The sequence below is a fragment of the Oxalicibacterium flavum genome (genome assembly GCF_014635065.1).
GTDB classification, from domain to species: Bacteria; Pseudomonadota; Gammaproteobacteria; order Burkholderiales; family Burkholderiaceae_D; genus Oxalicibacterium; species Oxalicibacterium flavum.
Genome location: NZ_BMCG01000004.1, coordinates 53,178 through 74,527 on the forward strand (window position 1 = coordinate 53,178; position 21,350 = coordinate 74,527).

A 21,350-nucleotide genomic window follows, 5' to 3' on the forward strand; every position below is an offset into this window, starting at 1 on the left:
TTTATCATCCGACGACCTGCCGTCGGGCAATTTTCCAGTCGATGTCTTCGCGTTCCTCTCTTATGCATACCGGTACCCGCATCCCCGATGGTTACGATTTTCTCGGACATCTTTACGATGCGGTGCTGGCGCCGGACGGTTTTCGTCTGTTTGTCGACAAGCTGGTGGAGGTGCTGGACCTGAGGGCGGTGACCATGATCATCCGCCATTGCGATACCCACGAGGTGAAGGCGCTGTGGCTGGCCGGTGCCATCACCCAGGCATGGGCCGAATCCTATGCGCTTGAATATGCGCGCGATGACGTGTTGGCGAGCCATATCATGCAGGCGCCGATTGCGCACTTCTATGCCAGCAACCTCGACGTCAGCTACCCGGACGGTTTTTCACGGACGCGTTTCTATACCGAATGGCTGGCGCCGCAAGGCGTGGCTTATGCGGCGGGCGCCATCGTGCTGCAGGAAGGGCCGTGGCTGACGCAGCTGATCCTGCAGCGCCGCCGCGACCAGCCGCCGTTTGCGCGAGATGAGATGGATCTCCTCAATCGGCTGGTGCCGCACCTGCAACGGGCGATCCAGATGCGCCAGCGACTCGACGAATCGCGCATCGATCGGCAACTGCTGGCTGCAGGGTTGGATGCGCTGGCCATGCCGGTCTTCCTGTTCAACGAGCGCATGCGCGTCGCGCATTGCAATCGCAGTGCGGAAAGATTAATCGAGGAAGGTGTGCTGTATTTGCAGGATGGTCATCTGCAGGCGCGCAATGGCGCGCTGACACGCCGTCTGGGATTCGACGTCTCGCTCGCAGTGGCGGCAAGCAGGCGTGACGGTATCAGTCACGAATCCGTTACCCGATTGCCGCGTGAAGGACATCCGCCGTTGCTGCTGTTGATGGTGCCTCTGCATGCCGGCGATGCGGCACTGCCTCACGGCGCGGCGCTGATGTTCGTGTTCGATCCGGAGCAGCAGCCGCAACCGGTGCTCGCTACGGTGCAGGCGCTGTTCGGCTTGTCTGCGGTGGAGGCGCAATTGGCGGTTGCGCTGTGTTGCGGACGGACACTGGGCGAATTCGCGGAAGAACGCGGGACTTCGCTGCATACCGTCAAATCGCAACTGAAGAATATCTATCTCAAGACCGGGACGCGGCGTCAGCCGGATCTGGTGTCGATGTTGCTGGCGAGTCCCGCCTTCTTTGTCGTTCCTCCCGTGTCGTGACGCCGGGCAGGTGCGCCCGGCGTATCGCGCGTGCGATTAGAAGGCGTAGCGCAGACCGATCGATACCAGGTTGGCTTTCAGTTTGACGTCGCTGAACTTCACATTGCCGTAATTCTCGTATTCGAGGACCGCTGCCAGATTCCTGGAAAAGTGGAAGCTGGCACCGACGCCGAACAGGCCAGTGGTGCGGCTCTTCGAGGCGGAAGCGAAGTTTCCGTTTTCGACGATGCTGGCCTTGACCCGGTTCTGGGTCACGCCCAGTTTGCCGAACAGCGAGAACTGCTCGCTCAATGGCAAGGTGCCGGTGGCGGCGACGTAGAGCGCACGGCCCTTGATCGTCTCGCTGCCGGAGTCGCCGGCGCCGTCGTCCCAGCTGTCGCTGTATTTGCCCAGGTGGGTGTAGCCACCCTCGACGCCGAAGTTCTGGTTGAAATTGTAGCCGGCATACAGCTTGTAACCGGTTGCGTTGTCCTTGGCGGATTCGCCGTCGTCGAAATGAACCTTATGATTGGCGCGTCCGGCATTGACGCCGACATAGGCGCCTTCTGCGAAGGCCGAAAGCGGCAGGGCGGTGGCAATGCCGAATGCGAGGAGGGAGAGTTGTTTTTTCATGTCTGCCTTTATGCGGGAATGAGCAAAATTGCTATCCGGCATGATAGGGAGGCAGCTGTACGCCCGCTATCCCTCATGCGAGGGATGCGGCGTTACATGATGAAGGGGGGCTGTCTTACAGTTTGGACTGGTGATGCAGCGCGACGAACAGCGTGGCGAGTGCGGTCAGCACGGCGGAGAAATGTTCGTCCGGTTCGGTGTTGTCCCAGATGTAGTGCGCCATCACGGCTTCGAATTCCTTGCTTTTCTTTTTCGCCGTCACGCTGTGCGCGCGCGTGATCGCCTTCAGGAACTGGCGGCGCATGCTGGGCAGGACCGGGATGTGTTCGCTGTCGTCGAGGAATTCGAAACCGTTCGGCAGACGGCCGCCCTTGATCTGGAATTCCAGGCGCTCATAGACGGCCGGCGGCAGGTTCTTGGCGAGTTCGCAGGCGCTCTCGTTGAGTTTGAGCACCATGCTGAAGCCGGGCGGATAGATCACGTCCTCGTCCTCGCGTTCCGACAGGAACACCGCGAGCCGCAGCGCGTATTCGGCATGGAAGGCATCCTCGCGCGTACTGGTCTCGCTGGTGCGCGTGGGCGGCCAGAAGATCAGCGTGCCGGGCGTGCTCTCGTCGTCGGGATCGGGGAAGAATTCGACGCTGATCTCGTCGGCGATGCCGGCTGCCTCGAGCAGCTGCAATACGGGTTCGGAGAGCTGGCCGAGGATGGAGGCTGCCAGCTTGCCGGTGGCGGCGATGTCGGCGTTGCTCAGGTCTTCGACGATGTAGGCGTCGAGCGGCTTCAATAGTGCGTGAGGATCGGGCATGGAAACGGGATTCATTTTTGTGGAGGCGGAGGCATGGAAAGTCATGCCGTCGAAGTGCGAGCAATATAACTTAAAAAGACGCACAGGATTGCGTTAAAACCATGGCGAATCATTGCGCAGGGAGGGCCAATGATCTCGGCATGGCCGGCGCGCAATCCGAATGCAACGTATGCTTGCGCCGGCAGTCAATAAACTGCAGGCCTGCGGTTTCGACACGGATCGCCTGCCTTCATTCACTCCTCGACAAGGATTTTCATCATGTATGCATGGCTGTTGCCCACGATCAAGGCGATTCTTCCCCATGTCGGCACCATCATCACGGCGGCGCAACCGATCTTCAAGAGCCGCAAGATCGACCGCTCCGCCGGCAGCGATGAACTGCTGCTGCAGGATCAGATCAGCGAGTTGCAGGAAGCCGCCTCGCAGAATGCGACCAATATCCGCGAACTGGCCGAGCAGTTGCAGAAAACCGTGATGACGCTGGAACGCGCCGCGCTGGAAAACCAGCAGCGCAGTCGCCGCATGATGGTCATGGCAACGACCGCGCTGGCCTGCTCGGTGGTCTCGCTGGCGATCGTGCTGACGCGATGAATCCCTGCATTGCGCTTTTATGTTGGTCATCGTACAGAGCAGGGCCGATGACGCATGCTTGAATGCAGTTCGCCTGAACTCTGCGCTGCCACCGAGGTCTCTCGGTACAAGCGCACACTGTGTGCGATCCGATGGCCGCATGAAACATGTGCCGAAGCGTTCAGCATTCGGCTGCCGTTTCGTCGGTTTTTGATCAAAGTAAAAGAACAGGAGTCGATATGACCAAGCTCAAACCCATTCTGGCCGGTGCCGCCGTCGCCATGTTCTCGCAATTCGCCGCCGCTCAGTCGGCCCCGGCGACCGCGCCTGCGCAGATCGTGGTGCCTGCGGAATCCGCCCCTGCGAACCCGAACGATCCGGCATACACCGATCAGTCGCGCCTGAACTACACGAACGATCCGTACGTGAAAAAACGCGTGGCCACTGCCGAGGCACGCGCTGACTACAAGGCCGAAAAAGGTGCTGCAAAAGACGAATACAAGGCTGAAAAGAAAGCTGCCAAGGAAGAGTACAGGGCCGAGAAGCGCGAAGCCCGTCAGGAACGTCGCGAAGAAGTAAGACAGATGAACCAGGGTCAGCCGCCTGTCGATCCCGTGACCGGCAAGCCGTCCACCCCATCCGATCCGGTGGTGCCCGCTACCACGCGCTGATCGGGTGATTCCATCGTGCGCCAGGGCGGAACCATGCAAGTGGTTCCGCCCTTGTCGTTGGCAGACGCGGTGCGAGATCATGACTGTATGCATGTACAGTAAAGGTGCTATGCTTGCGCCTGCCTTTTTGCCTCGCCAGCCTATTCCTCATGTCTTCCGTTTCCGGTCCGATCGCGCATCTCGACATGGATGCCTTCTATGCATCGGTCGAACTGCTGCGCTACCCGGAACTGCGCGGACAGCCGGTGGTGATCGGCGGCGGTTCGGCTTCGGCGCCGGTCGAACAGGCCGACGGCAGCTTCTGTTACCGGCGCCTGCGCGACTACGCGGGCCGCGGCGTGGTCACTACCTCGACCTATGAAGCGCGTGCGCTCGGCGTGTTCTCGGCCATGGGTTTGATGAAGGCCGCCAAGCTCGCGCCCGATGCGATCCTGCTGCCGACCGACTTCAACGCCTATCGTCATTACTCGCGCCTGTTCAAGGCGGCGGTGGCGGCAATCGCGCCGCAGATCGAGGATCGCGGCATCGACGAAATCTACATCGACCTGCAGGCGTTCGGTACCGAGGCCGATGACGTCGCGCGCCGCATCAAGCAGGCCGTGCGCGAGGCGACCGGATTGTCGTGCTCGATCGGCCTCGCGCCCAACAAGCTGCTCGCCAAGATCTGCTCCGACCTCGACAAGCCGGACGGTCTGACCATCCTCACCGAGGCCGACATCCCGACGCGCATCTGGCCGCTTCCGGTGCGGAAGATCAACGGCATTGGTCCCAAGGCCGCGCAGAAACTGGCGACACTGAACATCCATACCATCGCCGAACTGGCCGCCTGCGACGCCGGCGTGCTGCAGGCGAACTTCGGCCGCAGCTACAGCGCGTGGCTGGTGCGCGTGGCGCAGGGGCGCGACGAACGGCAGGTCGTCACCCATTCCGAACCCAAGTCGGTCAGCCGCGAAACCACCTTCGAGCGCGACCTGCATGCGAAGCAGGACCGTGCCGAACTGTCGGCGCTGTTCACGCAGCTCTGCGAACGCGTGGCGGGCGACCTGCAGCGCAAGAAGGTGGTCGGCCGCACGGTCGGCATCAAGCTGCGCTACGCCGATTTCAGCACCGTCACGCGCGACCTCACGCTGCCCGAGGCGACGGCCGACGCCGCCGTGATCCGCCAGGCCGCCGGCGAATGCCTGCGGCGCGTCAAGCTCGAACAGCGCTTGCGCCTGCTCGGCGTGCGCATCGGCACGCTGACACCCAGCGACGGCATGCCGGCCAGCAGCGCGCAGCAGGGCAGCCTGTTCGATCTGCACGCCTGAGGTGTCGTGTATAGCCAACGGCCGCGACGACTTTGCTTTGCCAAGAAGAGAATGATTCTCGTTATGGTCTATACTTGGCGTCCTTTGCCGTTGTCTTCCCGCACGAAATGCTTTCCAAGGACGTTCCTTCTCCATTGCTCGCCAGGCTGGTCCAGCACTACGAAGAGCTGGTCGGCTACGTCTGCCGTGCCGCCGGTGCGTTCCAGAGCGATCGTCATCAGGTGCGCGACACCGCGCGCGAAGCCGTGCACGAAGTCTGCCTGCAACTGCTCAAGGGCGAGCAGGGCGGCGAAGAGGTCAAGGTGCCGCTGGCCTTCCTGCGCACGCTCAGCAAGCGCCGCGCCATCGACAACCTGCGGCAGGAAAACGGCTGGCGCCAGCTCGCCACCTCGTTCGACGATCATCCCGAACTGCAACACCTGTGCGCAGGCCAGGCCAGCGAACCGGAATACCGCCATGCGATGCGCCAGCAGTTGATGTTGCTCGCGCAATCCATCGACTCCCTGCCGCCACGCTGCCGCGACGTCTTCGTGCTGCACAAGATCCATGAGTGGCCGCAGGCCGAGGTCGCGCGCCATCTCGGCATTTCGCTCAAGACGGTGGAAAAACATCTGCGCATCGGCGTCGCCTGCTGCCGCTTTGCCTTGCAGTCCGCCGCATGAAGATCAGCACCGCTCATGAGCCTGAAGACAGGCAGCCCGAGACCGCTGCCGGCCATGCGACGCGCAAACAGCGCGATGCCGAAAAAGTAGGCGCAGCTCTCGATACGCATCGCGATGCGCTGAAGACGATGTTCCCGGTACCGTCGTCCCGCGCGCCGCGCCGCAAACGCACGGCCGCAGCCGGCACCGCATTGGCGGCGTTGCTGGCAGCAGGTCTGTGGGGGATCGACCCGGCCTATCGCAGCGAGCATTTCGTCACGCAGATCGGAGAGCGCAGCACGGTCGAGCTTGCGGACGGCAGCCGGCTGGTGCTGGATACCGCCACCGAATTGACGGTGCAATGGCATCTGCGTTCGCGCCGCGTGGTCCTGGCCGATGGCCGCGCGCATTTCGACGTGGCAGCGGCCATCTGGCGGCCATTCACCGTGGATGCGGGGCAGACGCAGGTGCGCGTGGTCGGCACGCGCTTCGACGTCTGGCGGCGGCCGGACGGCACCAGCGTATCGGTCTACGAAGGCAAGGTGGCCGTCTGGCGCAAGGATCGCAAGAATGCGCAGATCGTGCTGCTTCCAGGACAGCAGGCCGAGGTATCCGATGTCGACGAGGCGCAAGCGTTGTCCCGCGCGGACATCGCCGGAGACACGCAAGGCGCGTGGAAAGACGGGCGGCTGGTCTTCCTCGACACGCCGCTGACGGAAGCCCTTGCCGTCATCCAGCGCTATCACCGCGCGCCCATCCGGCTGGCGGACGCGCAAACCGGCCGTCTGACCGTTTCCGGCGTGTTCGACAGCCGCAATACCGACCAACTTCTCAGGCTGTTGCCGGGCATCCTGCCGCTACAGGTCGAGCGCAAGGCGGACGGCAGCACCGAACTTGGCGCCAGATAAAAATTATTTTCATTTGCAGGTAGGGTCGGGCATACCCTCGAACGACAAGCTTCCTCGAAACCATCTACAACTTGAGGAAACCATGTCCCGACCCACGCAATCCCGTTCTCTTTCCCTGCCAAGGTGCCATGCGATGACCATCAGCCTCGCACTCGCCGTGGCAACCGGCGCCTTCGTCTCTCCGACAGATGGCCATGCGCAGTCGTCACAAGTATCAGCCGGCACAACGGCGCACGCCATCGATCTCGCGGCAGGCCCGTTGGGGCAGGCGCTCAACACTCTGGCGCAGCAAACAGGAATCCAGGTCATCTTTTCCGGCAGCCTGACCGAAGGCAAACAGGCTTCGGCCCTGCGTGGCAGTTACACGGCGGCGGATGCGTTGAGAGCCTTGTTGACGGGCAGCGGCCTGACAGCCACGGCGCGCGATGCGAAGACGTTTACGGTGACGAACGGGCCGGGCGCTGATGTGGAGAGCGGAGTGTTGCCGGCAGTGACGGTCAATGCGGGGCTTGATGCAATCACCGAGAATACGGGGGCCTATACGACCGGTGTGACGAGCACGGCAACCAAGATGAATCTGTCGCTGCGTGAAACGCCGCAGAGTATCAGCGTCATCACACGCCAGCGTATCGATGATCAGCAGATAAACAGCATGACCGAAGTGCTCAATCAGGTACCTGGCATCACGATGTCGCAGGATGGCTTGGAGCGTTACAGCATTTCTTCACGTGGCAGTGCGTTGGATACCTATCAATTGGACGGAGTGACGACTACTCAGCAAAGCCAGACACGCAACATGCCGAGCACATTGCTTGATATGGCCTTGTACGATCATGTCGAGGTGGTGCGAGGCGCAACTGGCTTGATGACAGGTGCAGGTGAACCGAGTGGCGTTGTGAATTTGGTGCGGAAGCGTCCTGTCAAGGGATTTCAAGCACATGCACAGGCAGGTATCGGATCGTGGGATTTCTATCGTGCGGAAGCGGATGTCTCCGGGTCATTGAATCAAGCCGGAAACGTACGAGGTCGATTGGTTGCGGCAACACAGAAAAGCAATAGCTTCATGGATTGGTACGGTCTGGATAAAGATATCCTGTATGGCGTCATTGAGGCCGATCTGACCGACACGACTTTACTTCGTTTTGGTGTCGATTATCAGAAGTATCAAACGTCCGGCGCCCCTGGTGTGCCATTGATTTTCAATAACGGTGTGCAAACCAACTTTCCTCGTTCGGTCAGCTCCGGAGCGCGCTGGAACACTGAAAATATCGAGACATACAACTATGCATTTGGTCTGGAACAAAAACTGCCGAACGACTGGTTGCTGAAACTTGCCGCAAATTATATGGATGCAGATCGATCGGCGGTGTCCGGTGCATACCGTACGTCAGGTGGGCGATCCTATATTGATCAGGCGACCGGTAGCGCACAGATGCTTCATTACAGAGCGGGCGCTGATCAGGTACAGAAAGGCATGGACGTCACTCTCCAAGGGCCTTTTGATCTGCTGGGGCGCAAGCATGAATTTGCCGCCGGCCTCAACTATGCATCCTACGACAACAAGCACATTGGTTATGACGCAGGATTGTCAACGGTCAATTTTTATACCTGGAATAATGAATTGGCGATGCCGGTAGACACGGGAGCGGTAGCCGAAATATTCAATATAGCGACTCGTCAGCGAGGGGCTTTTGCAGCGACCAAATTCAATCTGGCAGATGAGGTAAAAGTTTTTGTTGGCGCAAGGGTGTCTGATTACGACTATGACTACTTTTACGAAAGTCCCCCGGATAACTGGGTGCAGCGTATTTCCATGAGAGAGCGTAGCCAGATTACTCCCTATGCGGCGCTGGTCTACGATCTGACACGGGAACAATCCCTGTATGCCAGCTATACCGATATTTTCAAGCCGCAATCCGCTCAGGATCGTACAGGGCAAGTCTTGGATCCCATAGTGGGCAAGAACTACGAACTGGGTTGGAAAGGTGAATTCTATGGCGGGCGTTTAAATGGCAGCGCAGCAATCTATCGAATTGACCGCGACAACGTGGCTGAATTGGATACAGGCTACACGGTTCCCGGAACCACTAACAATGCGTACCGTGCCATTAAAGGAGCGCGTACGGAAGGCATTGATCTTGAGCTGACTGGCGAGATTGCCCGTAACTGGAATGTCCAAACGAGTTTCTCCAGATCCACAACCAAAAATGCTCAAGGGATTAGGTCACTTACATATGTACCGTCCAATACCTTCCGTCTTTGGACAACCTATGCGCTTTCCGGCGAGTGGAATAACTTGATGCTGGGCGGAGGCATTAATTGGAATTCCGACAGTTCACTTTATTTCAGCAGTTACGGAGCGACTGTGCATCAGGAGTCTTATGCCGTGGTGAATCTGTTGGCACGATATCGGTTCACTAAGCAGTTGGTTGCTACCTTGAATGTGAACAATCTGTTTGATAAGACATACTATGCGGGCATGGGTGGAAGTTACGGGCACTATGGTTCCCCTCGCAATGCCGTGCTCACCGTACGTTACGACTTCTAAGTGGTCTTGCAGAAAAAATGGCACTGCAAGCAGTGCCATTTTTTGTTTGTAAGCTGCGGTACGTTTTCTACAACGCCTGCAACTCCCGATTGATGTGATCCTCCACCGGCGGATTCTCGACTGGCACCGGACCGCTTGCCGCCGGCTGGCCGTTCTCCGGCACCTGCAGGTACGGCAGCTTGAGCGTCTCGCTGGTGTAGCGGCGGATCTGGTTGGTCAGTGCCGGGCTGTCGTTGAGTTTCTTGCCGTAGGACGGGATGATTTCCTTCAGGCGCGATTCCCAGCGCGCGGCCATCTCTTGCGGGAAGGTCTTCGACAGCACGGTCAGCATGATCGGTGGCGAGGTCGAGGCGCCGGGCGAGGCGCCGAGCAGGGCGGCGATCGTGCCGTCCTTGTCGGTCACGATCTCGGTACCGAACTGCAGCACCGTGCCTTTTTCGGGATCACGCTTGATGACCTGCACGCGCTGGCCGGCGGTGACGAGCTTCCAGTCTTCCTGCCTGGCCTGCGGGAAGTACTTGACCAGTTCGGCCTGACGGTCCTTGTCGTTGAGCGTGGCCTGCTGCACCAGGTATTTCACGAGGTCGAGGTTGTCCTTGCCCACGCGCAGCATGCCGGTGAAGTTGTCGTGGTTGACCGACGAGAACAGGTCGAACCATGAGCCGTCCTTGAGGAACTTGGTGCTTTGCAGCGCGAACGGGCCGAACAGCACGACCGGCTTGCCGTCGAGCTTGCGCGCATCGAGGTGCGGCACTGACATCGGCGGCGAACCGGTTTCCGCCATGCCGTAGGCCTTCACGCCATGACGGCCGGCGATGGCGGGCGATTCGAAGGCGAGGAACTGGCCGCCGACCGGGAAGCCCGCGTAATCCTTGGCTTCCGGAATGCCCGACAGCTGCAGCAGCTTGAGCGCTGCGCCGCCGGCGCCGATGAAGACGAAGCGCGACTTGATCGTGCGGTCCTTGTTGGCCTTCAGGTCATGAACGGTGACGTTCCAAGTTTTGTCCTCGTTCTGGTGCAGGCCACGCACTTCATGACTGAGTTCGAGGTGGAAGTTGGGATTGCGTTGCAGCGACTGCATCAGCTGGTTGGTGATGACGCCGAAGTTGACGTCGGTACCCAGCGGCATGTAGGTGGCGGCGATCTTCTGCTGCGGATCGCGGCCTTCCATCATGAGCGGTGCCCACTGGTGGATTTGCTGCGGGTCTTCCGAATACTGCATGCCGTAGAACAGCGGATTCTTCACCAGCGCCTCGTGGCGCTTGCGCAGGTAGGTGATGTTGTCGTCGCCCCAGACGAAACTCATGTGCGGCGTCGGGTTGATGAAATCCGATGGCACGTTGAGTCGGCCCTGCTTGACCTGATGCGCCCAGAACTGGCGCGAGACTTCGAACTGTTCGGCGATGCCGACCGCGCGCTTGGTCTCGATGGTGCCGTCCGGTAGTTCCGGCGTGTAGTTGAGCTCGGCGAAGGCGGAGTGACCGGTGCCGGCGTTGTTCCAGCCGTTCGAGCTTTCGAGCGCGACGCCGTCCATGCGCTCGAACACGTGGATCTTCCAGTCGGGTTCGAGCTCCTGCAGGTAGGTCGCCAGCGTGGTGCTCATGACGCCGGCGCCGATCATGACGGCATCAACCGGCTGTTCGTTCTCCGCCTTGGGCGCGGAGCGTGGGAAAAGCGGCCAGTAGAGGAAGAGGGCGAGTGCCACCAGCAGCGACAGCACGATGATGAGCAAGGTTTTGAGCGTCTTTTTCATAAGCAGGACCTGCCATTGAAGAAGTTGAGAAGGAGGCGCCCGGTGCAGTCATGCCATCGGGCGATCTGATTGCCTTGCTAGAGTATCAATTCAGATGCAGGAGGGGAAATGAAAAATGTTAAAACCCCTTGCCCGCCATAGTCATTGACTTGACGGCAGGCAATAAGTGCAGTGCGGTGGATGGGCAGATGCCCGTTGGAGCAGAACCGGGGTGTGCCCCGGTTGCGGAGGTGGCCGTGCTTACAGCGCCTGCATTTCCTTGGTGCTTCCGTTCTCTTCGACGGCGGCAGTGACGGCAACCGCGAAGGCATCGGTCTCCGGCACCTGCAGGTGGGGCAGTTGCAGTGTTTCGCTGGTCAGGCGGCGAATCCGGTTGGTCAGTGCCGGGCTGTCGTTGAGCTTGTGGCCATGGGACGGAATGATTTCCTTCAGGCGCGCTTCCCAGCGCGCGGCCATCTCTTGCGGAAATGCGCGCGACAGCACATTCAGCATGATCGAGGGCGCGGTGGAGGCGCCTGGCGAGGCGCCCAGCAGCGCGGCGATGCTGCATTCGGCGTCGGTGACGACTTCGGTGCCGAACTGCAGCACAGCGCCTTTCTTCGGATCGCGCTTGATGACCTGCACGCGCTGACCGGCCGTGACGAGTTTCCAGTCTTCGGGTTTGGCCTGCGGGAAGTATTTCACCAGTGCGGCATGGCGGTCGGCATCGGTCAGCGTGGCCTGCTGTGCCAGGTATTTGACGAGATCGAGGTTCTTGCTGCCCACCGCGAGCATGCTGGCGACATTGTGGCGGTTGACCGAGGTGATCAGGTCGAGCCGCGAGCCTTCCTTGAGAAACTTGCTGCTCTTGAGCGCGAACGGGCCGAACATGACGGCCGGCTTGCCGTCGAGCCGGCGCGCGTCGAGGTGCGGCACCGACATCGGCGGCGAGCCGGCCTCGGCCTTGCCGTAGGCCTTGACGCCGTGGCGTTCGGCGATGTCCGGCGAATTGAAGGCGAGGAACTGGCCGCCGACCGGAAAGCCTGCGTAATTGCGCGATTCCGGAATGCCCGAACGTTGCAGCAGCTTGAGCGAGGCGCCGCCGGCGCCGATGAAGACGAACTTGGACTTGACGGTGCGCTGGCGGCCGGCCTTGACGTCGAACACGGTGACGTTCCACGTCTTGTCGGCGTTCTGGCGCAGGCGGCGCACCTTGTGACACAGGTGCAGGTGGAAGTTCGGATTGCGTTCGAGCGCGTGGATCAGCTGGCAGGTGATCTCGCCGAAATTGACGTCGGTGCCGAGCGGCATCCAGGTCGCGGCGATCTTCTGCTGCGGATCGCGGCCTTCCATCATCAGCGGCGCCCACTCGCGAATCTGCGCGGGGTCTTCCGAATACTGCATGCCGTAAAACAGCGGATGCGTGATGAGCGCCGCATGGCGCTTGCGCAGGTAGGCGATGTTGTCCTCGCCCCAGACGAAGCTCATGTGCGGGGTCGGATGGATGAAGTCGGATGGCGAGGGCAGGCGGCCGATGCGCACCTGGTGCGCCCAGAACTGGCGCGAGATCTCGAACTGCTCGGCGATGTCGATCGCGCGGCTGGTGTCGATGCTGCCGTCGTCGCGCTCGGGCGTGTAGTTGAGTTCGGCAAAGCCGGAATGGCCGGTGCCGGCATTGTTCCAGCCGCTGGTGCTTTCCAGCGCCACGCCGTCCATGCTCTCGAACAGATGGATCTTCCAGTCGGGCTCCAGCTCCTGCAGATAGGTCGCCAGCGTGGTACTCATGATGCCGCCGCCGATCAGGACGGCGTGGACGGGCTTGTCGTTTTCCGCCGTGAGGGTCGAGCGTGAGAAGCGCGGTCGGGGAAAATACATAGTGAGTGCCACAAGGAGGTGAAGGTGCGAGCCGGAGCGGAAACTAATTTCGGTTATCTGTACTGCTTCGAGACGTATCTGCTCTCAAAACGATGCCAAAAATGAAAGGCAGGCGTTTTTTGCCGTTTGCCGGGCCAAAGAGGGTCAATTTTAGCGCCTGACGGCAGTGCGCGCAAAAAAACCTGTCCGATCCCGTCATGACCTGCCTCGACCGGCACGCGCCGCGTCGGGGCCGATGACGGCCTTACTTGGCCGGGTTCGAGCGATAGAACTGCACGCCGAACTGGATGCGGTCGCGGCCGTTCTCGCGGCGGTGGCGATTGGTGTCGCGCAGCGAATAGACGCAGCCGCAGTATTCCTGCTGATAGAAATCCTCGCGCTTGGAAATCTCGATCATGCGCGCCGAGCCGCCCTGCTTGCGCCAGTTGTATTCCCAGTACATCAGGTCCGGATACCTGGCCGCCGCGCGCACGCCGCAGTCGTTGATCTGCGCCATGTTCTTCCAGCGCGAGATGCCGAGCGAACTCGTGATGACCGGGAAACCGTGCTCGTGCGCATACAGCGCGGTGCGCTCGAAGCGCATGTCGAAGCACATGGTGCAGCGGATGCCGCGCTCGGGTTCGTCCTCCATGCCCTTGGCGCGCGCGAACCAGTTGTCGGTGTCGTAGTCGGCATCGATGAAGGGCACGCCGTGCTTTTCGGCAAAGCGGATGTTCTCCTCCTTGCGCAGCAGGTATTCCTTCTCGGGATGGATGTTGGGGTTGTAGAAGAAGATCGTGTAGTCGATGCCGCTCGCGAGCATGGCTTCCATCACCTCGCCCGAACAGGGCGCGCAGCACGAATGCAGCAGCACCTTGCCGGGTTTTTCCGGCAGCGGAATGGGGTTGCGATTGAAGTCGGTCATCTGTGGTCTCGTGGCGTGGCGCCGGCGTTTGCCGGCAGTTTCGCGCGGACCGCTATGGTATCAGAAGGGACGTGCGCCGTGGCTGCGCGCATCCAACGTTGCGAAGGAGAAATGTTGTCAGCCCTGCAGCAGCCGCACGGCGTCGTCCACCGAGGCGCGCGCCGCCGGCGAGTAGGGCAGTTGCAGTGCATGGCGATGACCCTCGCCATCCATCTTCACCAGCGACTTGCGCAGGATCTCCACGATCTTGTCGGTATTCTTCGCGTGGAAATCCTCGTACTGGAATTCGAGGAACACCAGGCACAGCGCATTCTCCATCGTCTGCACCTCGTCGTCCTGCTTGATGCCCTGCTTGAGCAGGATGGTGCGCACGCGCGCGATGGTGTCGTCGTCGTAACCGATCCCGCGCAGGATGCCGGCCGCCTTGTCGGCGTGGTAGCGCGTCAGGTCCTTGCGCCAGGTCAGGTAGCCGATGCGGCCTTCCGGATAGCTGCTGCGTGGCACTTCCCAGCGCCCGATGTGCTGGCAGCGCGCGGCGAGCAGCAGCGCCTCGCCGGCATCCGGGCGCAGCTTCAGTACCCATTCGTGCAGCTTGAGGGCGAAGAAATATTCGCGCGGCCATTCCTCGCCTTGCCAGACGAAGACGTTCGGGTCGTTGCGGTTGTAGGCATCGAAGGCCTGCAGGGCCTGTTCCAGCTTGCTCATGGCGTGATCCGTGATCGGGAAGGTGGCTATTTTCGCGCAGATGGCGTCATTGTGCAGCACGGCGGCGCGGGCGATGGCATGCAGCTTGCATCGCAACGTGCCATGAACCGTCCGACTCGTCCTCGTCCCGCCCGCACCTCGTCCGCCCGCCCTTCCGAACCTTCGTGGCGCGAGCAGGAGCGCCTGTTGCTCGGCGAAGTGATGCGGCTGGTTGGGAAAAGTCTGGCGCCGGAGATCGTGTTCCGCGAGATGCTGCATCTGCTGTCGGAGCTGCTGGGCCTGAACCGTGGCCGCATCGTGTTGCTCGACGGCCTGGAGCAGGACGAGACCCGGCCGCCGGCGCAGGCTTCCGCCTCGATCCGCTACTCGTACGGACTGACGCGGCGAGAGGCCGCGCGTGGCAGCTATGCCTATGGGGAAGGCATCACTGGCGCGGTGCTGGCGAGCGGCCAGGCCATCATCGTGCAGAACATCGACGCCGAACCGCGCTTCCTGGGCCGTGCCGTGTCGCGCGCGCAGCTACCGCAGGAGACCGTGGCCTTTCTTGCGCTGCCGATCGAGATGAACCGTCGCACCGTCGGCGTGCTCGGCGTGCATCGCATCCGCAGCCGCAAGGCCTTGCTGGCCGACGACGTGGCGCTGCTGGGCATGCTGGCGACATTGGTTGGGCAATTGTTGCAGTTGCAGTCGCTGGTGGAAGAAAAGACCCGCGCACTCGAAAATCGCAATGCCTTGCTGTCGCGTGCGCTCGAATCGGCAGCGGCGCGCTACGGCATCATCGGCAGTTCGCCGGCTCTGTTGCGTGCGCTCGACGAACTCGAGCGCGTGTCGCAGGCCAGCGCCAGCGTGCTGCTGCTCGGCGAGTCCGGGACCGGCAAGGAACTGTTCGCACGCGCATTGCATCTGGCCAGCGGCCGGCGCGATGCGCCGTTCATCAAGGTCAACTGTGCGGCGATCCCGGACACGCTGTTCGAGTCAGAATTGTTCGGCCATGAACGCGGCGCCTTCACCGGCGCGACGGTGGCGCGCGCCGGCTGGTTCGAGCAGGCGGACGGCGGCACGCTGTTCCTGGATGAGATCGGCGAGATGCCGCTGGCGTTGCAGACCAAGCTGCTGCGCACGCTGCAGGAGGGCACCATCGTGCGGCTCGGCGGCAAGCGCGAGATCGCGGTCGACGTGCGGCTGGTGGCGGCCACCAACCGCGATCTGGCGGCGGAGGTCGCGCGCGGCGCTTTCCGGCGCGACTTGTTCTACCGGCTCAACGTGATTCCCATCCGTCTGCCGTCGCTGGCCGAGCGGCGCGAGGACATCCGCGCGCTTGCCCTGCATTTCCTCAACCGCACCAATCAGGCCAACCAGCGCAACGTCCATCTGTCCGGCGCCGCGCTCGACGTGCTGGAGGCGCAACCGTGGCCGGGCAACATCCGCGAGCTGTCGAACACGATCGAGCGGCTGGTGCTGCTGACCGATCAGCCGGTGGTGTCGGCCGACGAGGTGACGCGCCTGCTGCCGCGCGAGGTTGACGTGCAGGCGCTGTCGGAATCCGCGGCGGCGGCCGATCCCGCGCTGGTGCGCGCCTACCTGCACCGCGATTCCCATCCGGCCGAGGCCTTGCGTCAGGCGCTGCAAAGGCATGGCGGCAACCAGTCGCGCGCGGCGCAGTCGCTGGGCCTGACGCCGCGCCAGTTCGGCTACCGGTGGCGCAAGCTGCAGGGCGGCTGATCCTGCAGCGAGCACCGACTGCCGACAATGTGGCGACATTTTGTCGACAAAGTGTCGTGATCCGGGCGCATGACCCATCTCGCCGGTTACCCGACGGATCGCGCCATTTGCCCGCAGCGCCTTGATTCATGCGGCCTGACGGGCTGCGAAGCGATTTTTTCCGCCTGTGGCACACCCCTTGCAAAAGAACAGGGGCATCCCTTCATTTCCCACAGGAGAATTTCATGACCGCATCCGTCGCATCCCCTCAAACCGTTAAAACCTCTCTGCGTCCGATCGACCGCGACGGCCTGCTCGCGTTTGCCGAGAAAGGCCGCGGCAATCCGGCCCAGCGCGGCACCAACAAGGTCCATACCGTGATGGAAGGTCAGTACCGCTCGCTCAGCTACGTCGGCGAGCACAAGCCGGTGGTGGTCGACGAGCCGCTGCATCTGTTCGGTCAGGACACCGCGCCGGCACCAGGAGAAATCGTGCTGTCCGGACTCGGCGGTTGCCTGGCGGTCGGCATCACGGCGGTGGCCACGCAGCGCCAGGTCAAGCTCTACAAGCTCGAAATCTTCCTCGAGGGCGACATCGGCAATCCGGCTGCCTGGGGCGCCGGCGGCGCCGAGATGGCGCCGGCCGACATGGGCTTCCAGGCGATCCGCGTCAAGGTGGTGGTCGAGGGCGATGCGCCGCGCGAAGAACTGGACTGGATCGTGCAGCACGCGAACTTCTATTCGCCGGTCGCCAACACCATGCGCAATCCGATCCCGTTCACGATCTCGCTTGCCGATTGATGCGTCAGGGAGCCGCCATGTCCGCCGTACCCGAAACCCGCTCTCCCATCCTGTCGTGCGGGCAGGAATCCATGCTGGCTGCCGTACGCCGCATCGCATCCGGTCCGCTGGCGGCGATGGCGGACGAGATCGACCGCGCCGGCACCTATCCGAAGACCGTGCTCATGCAGCTTGGCGAAGCAGGCGCCTACAAGGCGCACATGGCGGCGGGCGGCACTGATTACGGCGCGGCGATCCAGGCGATCGCCGAGGTCTCGCGCGTGTGCGCCGCGACCGGCTTCATGGTCTGGTGCCATGACGTCTGCGGTCTCTACATGGAGGAGTCGGGCAATCCCGTGCTGCAGGGTGCGCTGCTGCATGCGCACATGAACGGCCAGACGCTCGGCGGCACCGGTCTCAGTAATCCGATGAAGAGCCTGGCCGGCATCGAGGCCATGCTGCTGCGCGCGCGCAAGGTCGACGGCGGCTATCTGGTCAACGGCACGCTGCCGTGGGTCAGCAACCTTGGTGACGATCATTACTTCGGCGCGATCGCCGCGGTCGAGGACGACGAGGGGCACGAACTGATGTTCGTGGTCGATTGCGCCTCGCCGAACGCCGCGCTGCGCACGTGCCCGTCGTTCGCCGGCATGGAAGGCACCGGCACCTGGGGTGTGCGCCTGACCGATTACTTCGTCGGCGCGCACAATCTGGTCGCCGACCCGGTGCGGCCCTTCATCGCGCGCATCCGCGCCGCTTTCATTCTCCTGCAGTGCGGCATGGGACTTGGCGTGGCGCAGGGCGCGATCGATTCGATGTGGGAGGTCGAGCAGCAGCTCGGCCACGTCAACCAGTTTCTCGAAGACCGGCCCGATGCGCTGCAGGCCGAACTCGACGCGCTCGACACGCGCGTCATGGCGCTGGCGCGTACGCCGTTCGCCACCGACACGCAGTACCTGATCGACGTGCTCGACGCCCGCGCCCATGCCTCGGAAATCGCCTTGCGCGCGGCGCAGTCGGCTCTGCTGCATCAGGGCGCGCGCGGCTACCTGCTGTCGTCGGCGGTGCAGCGTCGCGTGCGCGAATCGCACTTCGTCGCCATCGTCACGCCCGCGCTCAAGCACCTGCGCAAGGAGATGGCGCGCCTGTCCGAACAGGAGCTGCCGGCATGAGCGCCGTGATTGCCGACGCCGCACCGTGGCGCAAGTACATCTGCCTGGCCTGCGGCCTGATCTACGACGAACAGGAAGGCGATCCCGACAGCGGGCTGGCGCCCGGCACGCGCTTCGAGGACATCCCGGATGACTGGTCGTGCCCGCTGTGCGGCGTCTCCAAGGCCGATTTCGTGCAGTGGGAAGCGCGCCCGCCGCAGCGTGCCGTTGCCTCTTCCGCGGCGCCGGCCTCGCTCCGGCGTGCCGATGCCGGCGTGGTCATCGTCGGCGGCGGTTGTGCCGCGTGGCAGATGGCGCAGGCGTTGCGCGCACATGACGCCGACCTGCCGATCATCATGGTCACCGCCTGCAGCGGCGACGTCTACGACAAGCCGCTGCTGTCTGTGGCGCTGCAGAAGAAACTGCCGATGCCGGCGCTGGTGCGTGAAACCGGCGCCGACGCGGCAGCCCGCCTGGGCGTGCGTCTGTTGCCGCATACCCACGCCATCGCCGTCACGCGCGAAGGTTCGGCGCTGCGGACCACGCGCGGGTCGGTGCGCTACCGGCACCTGATCCTCGCCCACGGTGCCGCGCCGCGCGCCGAACCGAGCATGCCGGCCTCGCTGTGCTGGCGCATCAACGACCTGCGCGCGTATGCGCGCTTCCGCGCCTGCCTCGACGCGGCGCATGGCGCGCCGCAGCGCGTCCTGATCGCCGGCGCCGGTCTGGTTGGCTGCGAGCTGGCGAACGACCTTGCGCTGGGCGGGCACACCGTACTGCTGCTCGACCCGCAGCAGTTGCCGTTGCAGGCGGCGGCCGGCGCCGCAGACGCGCGGGCATTGCTTGACGCATGGCAATCCCTGCCGCTGCAATTCCTTGGTGGCACGCGTATTGCTCGCGTTTTCTGCGAAGGGGCGGGCCGCGTGGTGATCGCGGAAGACGGACGCCGGTTCGAAGTCGATCATGTCGTTTCGGCAACCGGGTTGCAGACACCGAACCGCCTCGCACGCAGCGCTGGGCTGGCGTGGGACGCCGGCATCGCGGTCGATGCGCGCACGCTCTGCACCAGTGTCGAGAACATTCATGCGCTGGGCGACTGCATCAGCATCGCGGGCCGGACCCATCGCTACATCGAGCCGATCGCGCGACAGGCGAAGCTGATCGCCGCCCGCATCGTCGGCGCCGAGGCCGAACCCTATGTCTGCCGCCGGCCGCCGATCAGGGTCAAGACCGGTTCGCGCGGATTCACGATTCCGCCGTCCTGAACATCGCGGGGCGGCGGCCGGAAAGGAAGGAAACATGCAGATGACGATCTCCACGGCCATTGCCGCTCCTCGCGCACGGAGCATCGCATGAGCGCGGCGCCGGCCGAGATGCACGCGCCGCAGCGGCTGGCGCAGGGCGGGCGCGGTGCGCAACTGTGGCGCGACCGCCTCGACCTGCTGCTGGAATCGACGGGGGACGGCATCTTCGGCGTCGACATGCAGGGCAACTGCATCTTCATCAACCGCGCCGCCGCCGACATGATCGGCTGGTCGCCGGATCAAGTGCTGCACCAGAACATGCATCACCTGATCCACCACACGCACAACGACGGCAGCCATTACCCGGTCGAGCATTGTCCGATCTTCCACGCCTTCAGCCACGGCCTGCCGTGCCACATCGAGGACGAGGTGCTGTGGCGCAAGGACGGCTCTTCGTTCCAGGCGGAGTACACCTCGCACCCGATCGTCGAGCACACGGCCGACGGCGCCGTCATTCTCGGCGCGGTCGCCACCATCAAGGACATCTCCGAGCGCAAGCGCGCCGAGCAGTTGCTCAAGCAGGCCAACGACGAGCTCGAGCGGCGCGTCGCCGAACGCACCGGCGCACTGACGCGCGCACTGGCCGACCTGCGCGAACTGGCCGCTTATCTGGAAACCGTGCGCGAGACCGAGCGCACGCGCATCGCGCGCGAAATCCACGACGAACTCGGCTCGCTGCTGGTGGCGCTCAAGATGGACGTCAACTGGCTCGAGAAACGCCTCGACGACCGGCCGCTGCTGCGCCGCAAGTGCGACAACATGGGCACGCTGATCGACACCGCGGTGGACAACGTCGGCCGCATCATCACCGACCTGCGTCCCAGCATCCTCGATCATCGCGGGCTGTGGGCGGCGCTGTCGTGGCAGGCGCAGGAATTCATTAAGAGCGCCGAGGTCACGTCGGACATGCAGATGCACGTTGCGGCCGGCGTCGGCAATCCCGAACGCGGGCAGGCGACGGCGGTGTTCCGCATCTTCCAGGAAATCCTCAGCAACATCGCACGTCACGCGCATGCCAGCTCGGTCACGATCCGCATTCTGGTCGATCAGCCGCCCGACCCGGTGCTCTACATCGAGGTGCACGACGACGGCGTCGGCGCCGCGCGCGAGCAGCTTAACAGTCCGCAAAGCTATGGCGTGGTCGGCATGCGCGAGCGCGCCGGCTACTTCGGCGGCACGCTGACCATCAATGGTCTGCCGGGGCAGGGCACCTGCGTCAAGCTCGTCATGCCGCTGACGATGCAGGAGGACGCATGAGCACGATCAAGGTACTGGTCTGCGACGATCACCTGATCGTGCGCCAGGGCATACGCCAGATTCTGGCCGATGCCGACGACATCGAGGTCGCGGCCGAAGCCGGCAGCGGCATCGAGGCGATCCGCCAGGTACGCGAACACAACGATGGCGCGCAGGGTATCGACGTCGTCCTGCTCGACATCGCCATGCCGCAGCGCGACGGGCTCGACATGCTCAAGCAGTTCAAGAACGAATTTCCGAAGCTGCCGGTGCTGATCCTGAGCACCTATCCGGATCGCCAGTACGCGGTGTTCAGCCTCAAGCTCGGCGCTGCCGGCTACCTGAACAAGAGCGCCGATTCCGAACAGATGATCGCGGCGATCCGCAAGGTGGCACAGGGCGGGCTGTTCATCACGCCCTCGGTGGCGGAACTGCTGGCGTTCTCGGTCGGCGCCGGGCCGCTCGACCGTGGCGACCGGCCGATCCAGGAACTGCTGTCGGCGCGCGAGCATCAGGTCTATCGACTGCTGTCGCAGGGACAGAGCGTGAGCGAGATTTCGGCGCAGCTGTCGCTGTCGCCGAACACGGTCAGTACCTATCGCTCGCGCATTCTCGAAAAGACCGGCGTGCGCAACGATGTGGAGCTGGCGCTGTTTGCGATGCGGCAGTCTTCGCTGGCCGGCTAGA

The 21,350-nt window shown here is 62.9% G+C and carries 19 protein-coding genes; 13 read left to right on the forward strand and 6 right to left on the reverse strand.

The annotated features are described in order from the left end of the window. Positions 1 to 62: 62 nt before the first annotated feature. Positions 63 to 1,211, forward strand: a complete 1,149-nt coding sequence (locus IEV38_RS10615) for a helix-turn-helix transcriptional regulator (protein WP_188396196.1) — start codon at positions 63 to 65, stop codon at positions 1,209 to 1,211. 36 nt (positions 1,212 to 1,247) lie between these two features. On the opposite strand, the gene IEV38_RS10620 is transcribed toward IEV38_RS10615, so the two are convergent. Both IEV38_RS10620 and IEV38_RS10625 read right to left on the reverse strand, forming a co-directional pair. Further along, the gene (locus tag IEV38_RS10620) at positions 1,248 to 1,823 is read right to left on the reverse strand and encodes an outer membrane beta-barrel protein (protein ID WP_188396197.1); all 576 of its coding nucleotides are present in this window, start codon (positions 1,821 to 1,823) and stop codon (positions 1,248 to 1,250) included. 115 nt (positions 1,824 to 1,938) lie between these two features. Then, entirely contained in the window at positions 1,939 to 2,631 is a 693-nt protein-coding gene (locus tag IEV38_RS10625; protein WP_229728984.1) for a hypothetical protein, read from the reverse strand. Between the two features lie 258 nt (positions 2,632 to 2,889). On the opposite strand from IEV38_RS10625, the gene IEV38_RS10630 reads away from it, so the two are divergent. From IEV38_RS10630 to IEV38_RS10655, 6 genes are all read left to right on the forward strand, one after another. Continuing rightward, the gene (locus tag IEV38_RS10630) at positions 2,890 to 3,222 is read left to right on the forward strand and encodes a hypothetical protein (protein ID WP_188396199.1); all 333 of its coding nucleotides are present in this window, start codon (positions 2,890 to 2,892) and stop codon (positions 3,220 to 3,222) included. 218 nt (positions 3,223 to 3,440) lie between these two features. Then, a complete protein-coding gene (locus tag IEV38_RS10635) occupies positions 3,441 to 3,872 on the forward strand; it encodes a hypothetical protein (RefSeq protein ID WP_188396200.1) in 432 nt (143 codons plus the stop codon). 149 nt (positions 3,873 to 4,021) lie between these two features. Continuing rightward, entirely contained in the window at positions 4,022 to 5,179 is a 1,158-nt protein-coding gene (gene dinB, locus IEV38_RS10640) for a DNA polymerase IV (RefSeq protein WP_188396201.1), read from the forward strand. Positions 5,180 to 5,286: 107 nt separating this feature from the next. Further along, positions 5,287 to 5,841 (forward strand): RNA polymerase sigma factor, encoded by a 555-nt coding sequence (locus IEV38_RS10645; RefSeq protein ID WP_188396202.1) that lies wholly within the window; start codon positions 5,287 to 5,289, stop codon positions 5,839 to 5,841. Further along, a complete protein-coding gene (locus IEV38_RS10650; protein WP_188396203.1) occupies positions 5,838 to 6,728 on the forward strand; it encodes a FecR family protein in 891 nt (296 codons plus the stop codon). The genes IEV38_RS10645 and IEV38_RS10650 overlap by 4 nt, the downstream gene beginning before the upstream one ends. Before the next feature lie 133 nt (positions 6,729 to 6,861). Then, entirely contained in the window at positions 6,862 to 9,276 is a 2,415-nt protein-coding gene (locus IEV38_RS10655) for a TonB-dependent siderophore receptor (protein ID WP_229728985.1), read from the forward strand. A gap of 67 nt (positions 9,277 to 9,343) precedes the next feature. Here the strand turns inward: IEV38_RS10655 and mqo (IEV38_RS10660) are convergent, their stop codons facing one another. From mqo (IEV38_RS10660) to IEV38_RS10675, 4 genes are all read right to left on the reverse strand, one after another. Continuing rightward, positions 9,344 to 11,029, reverse strand: a complete 1,686-nt coding sequence (mqo, locus tag IEV38_RS10660; protein WP_188396205.1) for a malate dehydrogenase (quinone) — start codon at positions 11,027 to 11,029, stop codon at positions 9,344 to 9,346. Positions 11,030 to 11,269: 240 nt separating this feature from the next. Beyond that, on the reverse strand, positions 11,270 to 12,883 hold the full coding sequence (gene mqo / locus IEV38_RS10665) for a malate dehydrogenase (quinone) (protein WP_188396206.1): 1,614 nt from the start codon (positions 12,881 to 12,883) through the stop codon (positions 11,270 to 11,272). Between the two features lie 244 nt (positions 12,884 to 13,127). Next, positions 13,128 to 13,787 carry an epoxyqueuosine reductase QueH gene (locus IEV38_RS10670; protein ID WP_188396207.1) on the reverse strand — a complete coding sequence of 220 codons (660 nt, stop codon included), beginning with the start codon at positions 13,785 to 13,787 and terminating at the stop codon, positions 13,128 to 13,130. 117 nt (positions 13,788 to 13,904) lie between these two features. Continuing rightward, entirely contained in the window at positions 13,905 to 14,492 is a 588-nt protein-coding gene (locus IEV38_RS10675) for a DUF4202 domain-containing protein (protein WP_188396208.1), read from the reverse strand. 102 nt (positions 14,493 to 14,594) lie between these two features. On the opposite strand from IEV38_RS10675, the gene IEV38_RS10680 reads away from it, so the two are divergent. The 6 genes from IEV38_RS10680 (at position 14,595) to IEV38_RS10705 (ending at position 21,349) form a co-directional block, all read left to right on the forward strand. Further along, positions 14,595 to 16,214 (forward strand): sigma 54-interacting transcriptional regulator, encoded by a 1,620-nt coding sequence (locus tag IEV38_RS10680; RefSeq protein WP_188396209.1) that lies wholly within the window; start codon positions 14,595 to 14,597, stop codon positions 16,212 to 16,214. Positions 16,215 to 16,438: 224 nt separating this feature from the next. Next, positions 16,439 to 16,993 (forward strand): OsmC family protein, encoded by a 555-nt coding sequence (locus IEV38_RS10685; protein ID WP_188396210.1) that lies wholly within the window; start codon positions 16,439 to 16,441, stop codon positions 16,991 to 16,993. Between the two features lie 17 nt (positions 16,994 to 17,010). Beyond that, complete coding sequence (locus IEV38_RS10690) at positions 17,011 to 18,144, forward strand: acyl-CoA dehydrogenase family protein (RefSeq protein WP_188396211.1); 1,134 nt, start codon at positions 17,011 to 17,013, stop codon at positions 18,142 to 18,144. Continuing rightward, positions 18,141 to 19,388, forward strand: coding sequence for an FAD-dependent oxidoreductase (locus tag IEV38_RS10695; protein ID WP_188396212.1), 1,248 nt, complete (start codon positions 18,141 to 18,143; stop codon positions 19,386 to 19,388). The genes IEV38_RS10690 and IEV38_RS10695 overlap by 4 nt, the downstream gene beginning before the upstream one ends. 87 nt (positions 19,389 to 19,475) lie before the next feature. Further along, positions 19,476 to 20,684 (forward strand): PAS domain-containing sensor histidine kinase, encoded by a 1,209-nt coding sequence (locus IEV38_RS10700; protein WP_188396213.1) that lies wholly within the window; start codon positions 19,476 to 19,478, stop codon positions 20,682 to 20,684. Beyond that, on the forward strand, positions 20,681 to 21,349 hold the full coding sequence (locus tag IEV38_RS10705) for a response regulator (RefSeq protein ID WP_188396214.1): 669 nt from the start codon (positions 20,681 to 20,683) through the stop codon (positions 21,347 to 21,349). The genes IEV38_RS10700 and IEV38_RS10705 overlap by 4 nt, the downstream gene beginning before the upstream one ends. Position 21,350 lies beyond the last annotated feature (1 nt).

Bases quoted from the DNA above. Each gene is read 5' to 3' on its own strand.
- mqo (WP_188396205.1), bottom strand. From the start codon at position 11,029: ATGAAAAAGACGCTCAAAACCTTGCTCATCATCGTGCTGTCGCTGCTG.
- IEV38_RS10645 (WP_188396202.1), top strand. From the start codon at position 5,287: ATGCTTTCCAAGGACGTTCCTTCTCCATTGCTCGCCAGGCTGGTCCAG.
- IEV38_RS10655 (WP_229728985.1), top strand. From the start codon at position 6,862: ATGACCATCAGCCTCGCACTCGCCGTGGCAACCGGCGCCTTCGTCTCT.
- IEV38_RS10615 (WP_188396196.1), top strand. From the start codon at position 63: ATGCATACCGGTACCCGCATCCCCGATGGTTACGATTTTCTCGGACAT.
- IEV38_RS10630 (WP_188396199.1), top strand. From the start codon at position 2,890: ATGTATGCATGGCTGTTGCCCACGATCAAGGCGATTCTTCCCCATGTC.
- dinB (WP_188396201.1), top strand. From the start codon at position 4,022: ATGTCTTCCGTTTCCGGTCCGATCGCGCATCTCGACATGGATGCCTTC.
- IEV38_RS10685 (WP_188396210.1), top strand. From the start codon at position 16,439: ATGACCGCATCCGTCGCATCCCCTCAAACCGTTAAAACCTCTCTGCGT.
- IEV38_RS10690 (WP_188396211.1), top strand. From the start codon at position 17,011: ATGTCCGCCGTACCCGAAACCCGCTCTCCCATCCTGTCGTGCGGGCAG.
- IEV38_RS10705 (WP_188396214.1), top strand. From the start codon at position 20,681: ATGAGCACGATCAAGGTACTGGTCTGCGACGATCACCTGATCGTGCGC.
- mqo (WP_188396206.1), bottom strand. From the start codon at position 12,883: ATGTATTTTCCCCGACCGCGCTTCTCACGCTCGACCCTCACGGCGGAA.
- IEV38_RS10670 (WP_188396207.1), bottom strand. From the start codon at position 13,787: ATGACCGACTTCAATCGCAACCCCATTCCGCTGCCGGAAAAACCCGGC.
- IEV38_RS10650 (WP_188396203.1), top strand. From the start codon at position 5,838: ATGAAGATCAGCACCGCTCATGAGCCTGAAGACAGGCAGCCCGAGACC.
- IEV38_RS10675 (WP_188396208.1), bottom strand. From the start codon at position 14,492: ATGAGCAAGCTGGAACAGGCCCTGCAGGCCTTCGATGCCTACAACCGC.
- IEV38_RS10680 (WP_188396209.1), top strand. From the start codon at position 14,595: ATGAACCGTCCGACTCGTCCTCGTCCCGCCCGCACCTCGTCCGCCCGC.
- IEV38_RS10695 (WP_188396212.1), top strand. From the start codon at position 18,141: ATGAGCGCCGTGATTGCCGACGCCGCACCGTGGCGCAAGTACATCTGC.
- IEV38_RS10620 (WP_188396197.1), bottom strand. From the start codon at position 1,823: ATGAAAAAACAACTCTCCCTCCTCGCATTCGGCATTGCCACCGCCCTG.
- IEV38_RS10635 (WP_188396200.1), top strand. From the start codon at position 3,441: ATGACCAAGCTCAAACCCATTCTGGCCGGTGCCGCCGTCGCCATGTTC.
- IEV38_RS10700 (WP_188396213.1), top strand. From the start codon at position 19,476: ATGAGCGCGGCGCCGGCCGAGATGCACGCGCCGCAGCGGCTGGCGCAG.
- IEV38_RS10625 (WP_229728984.1), bottom strand. From the start codon at position 2,631: ATGCCCGATCCTCACGCACTATTGAAGCCGCTCGACGCCTACATCGTC.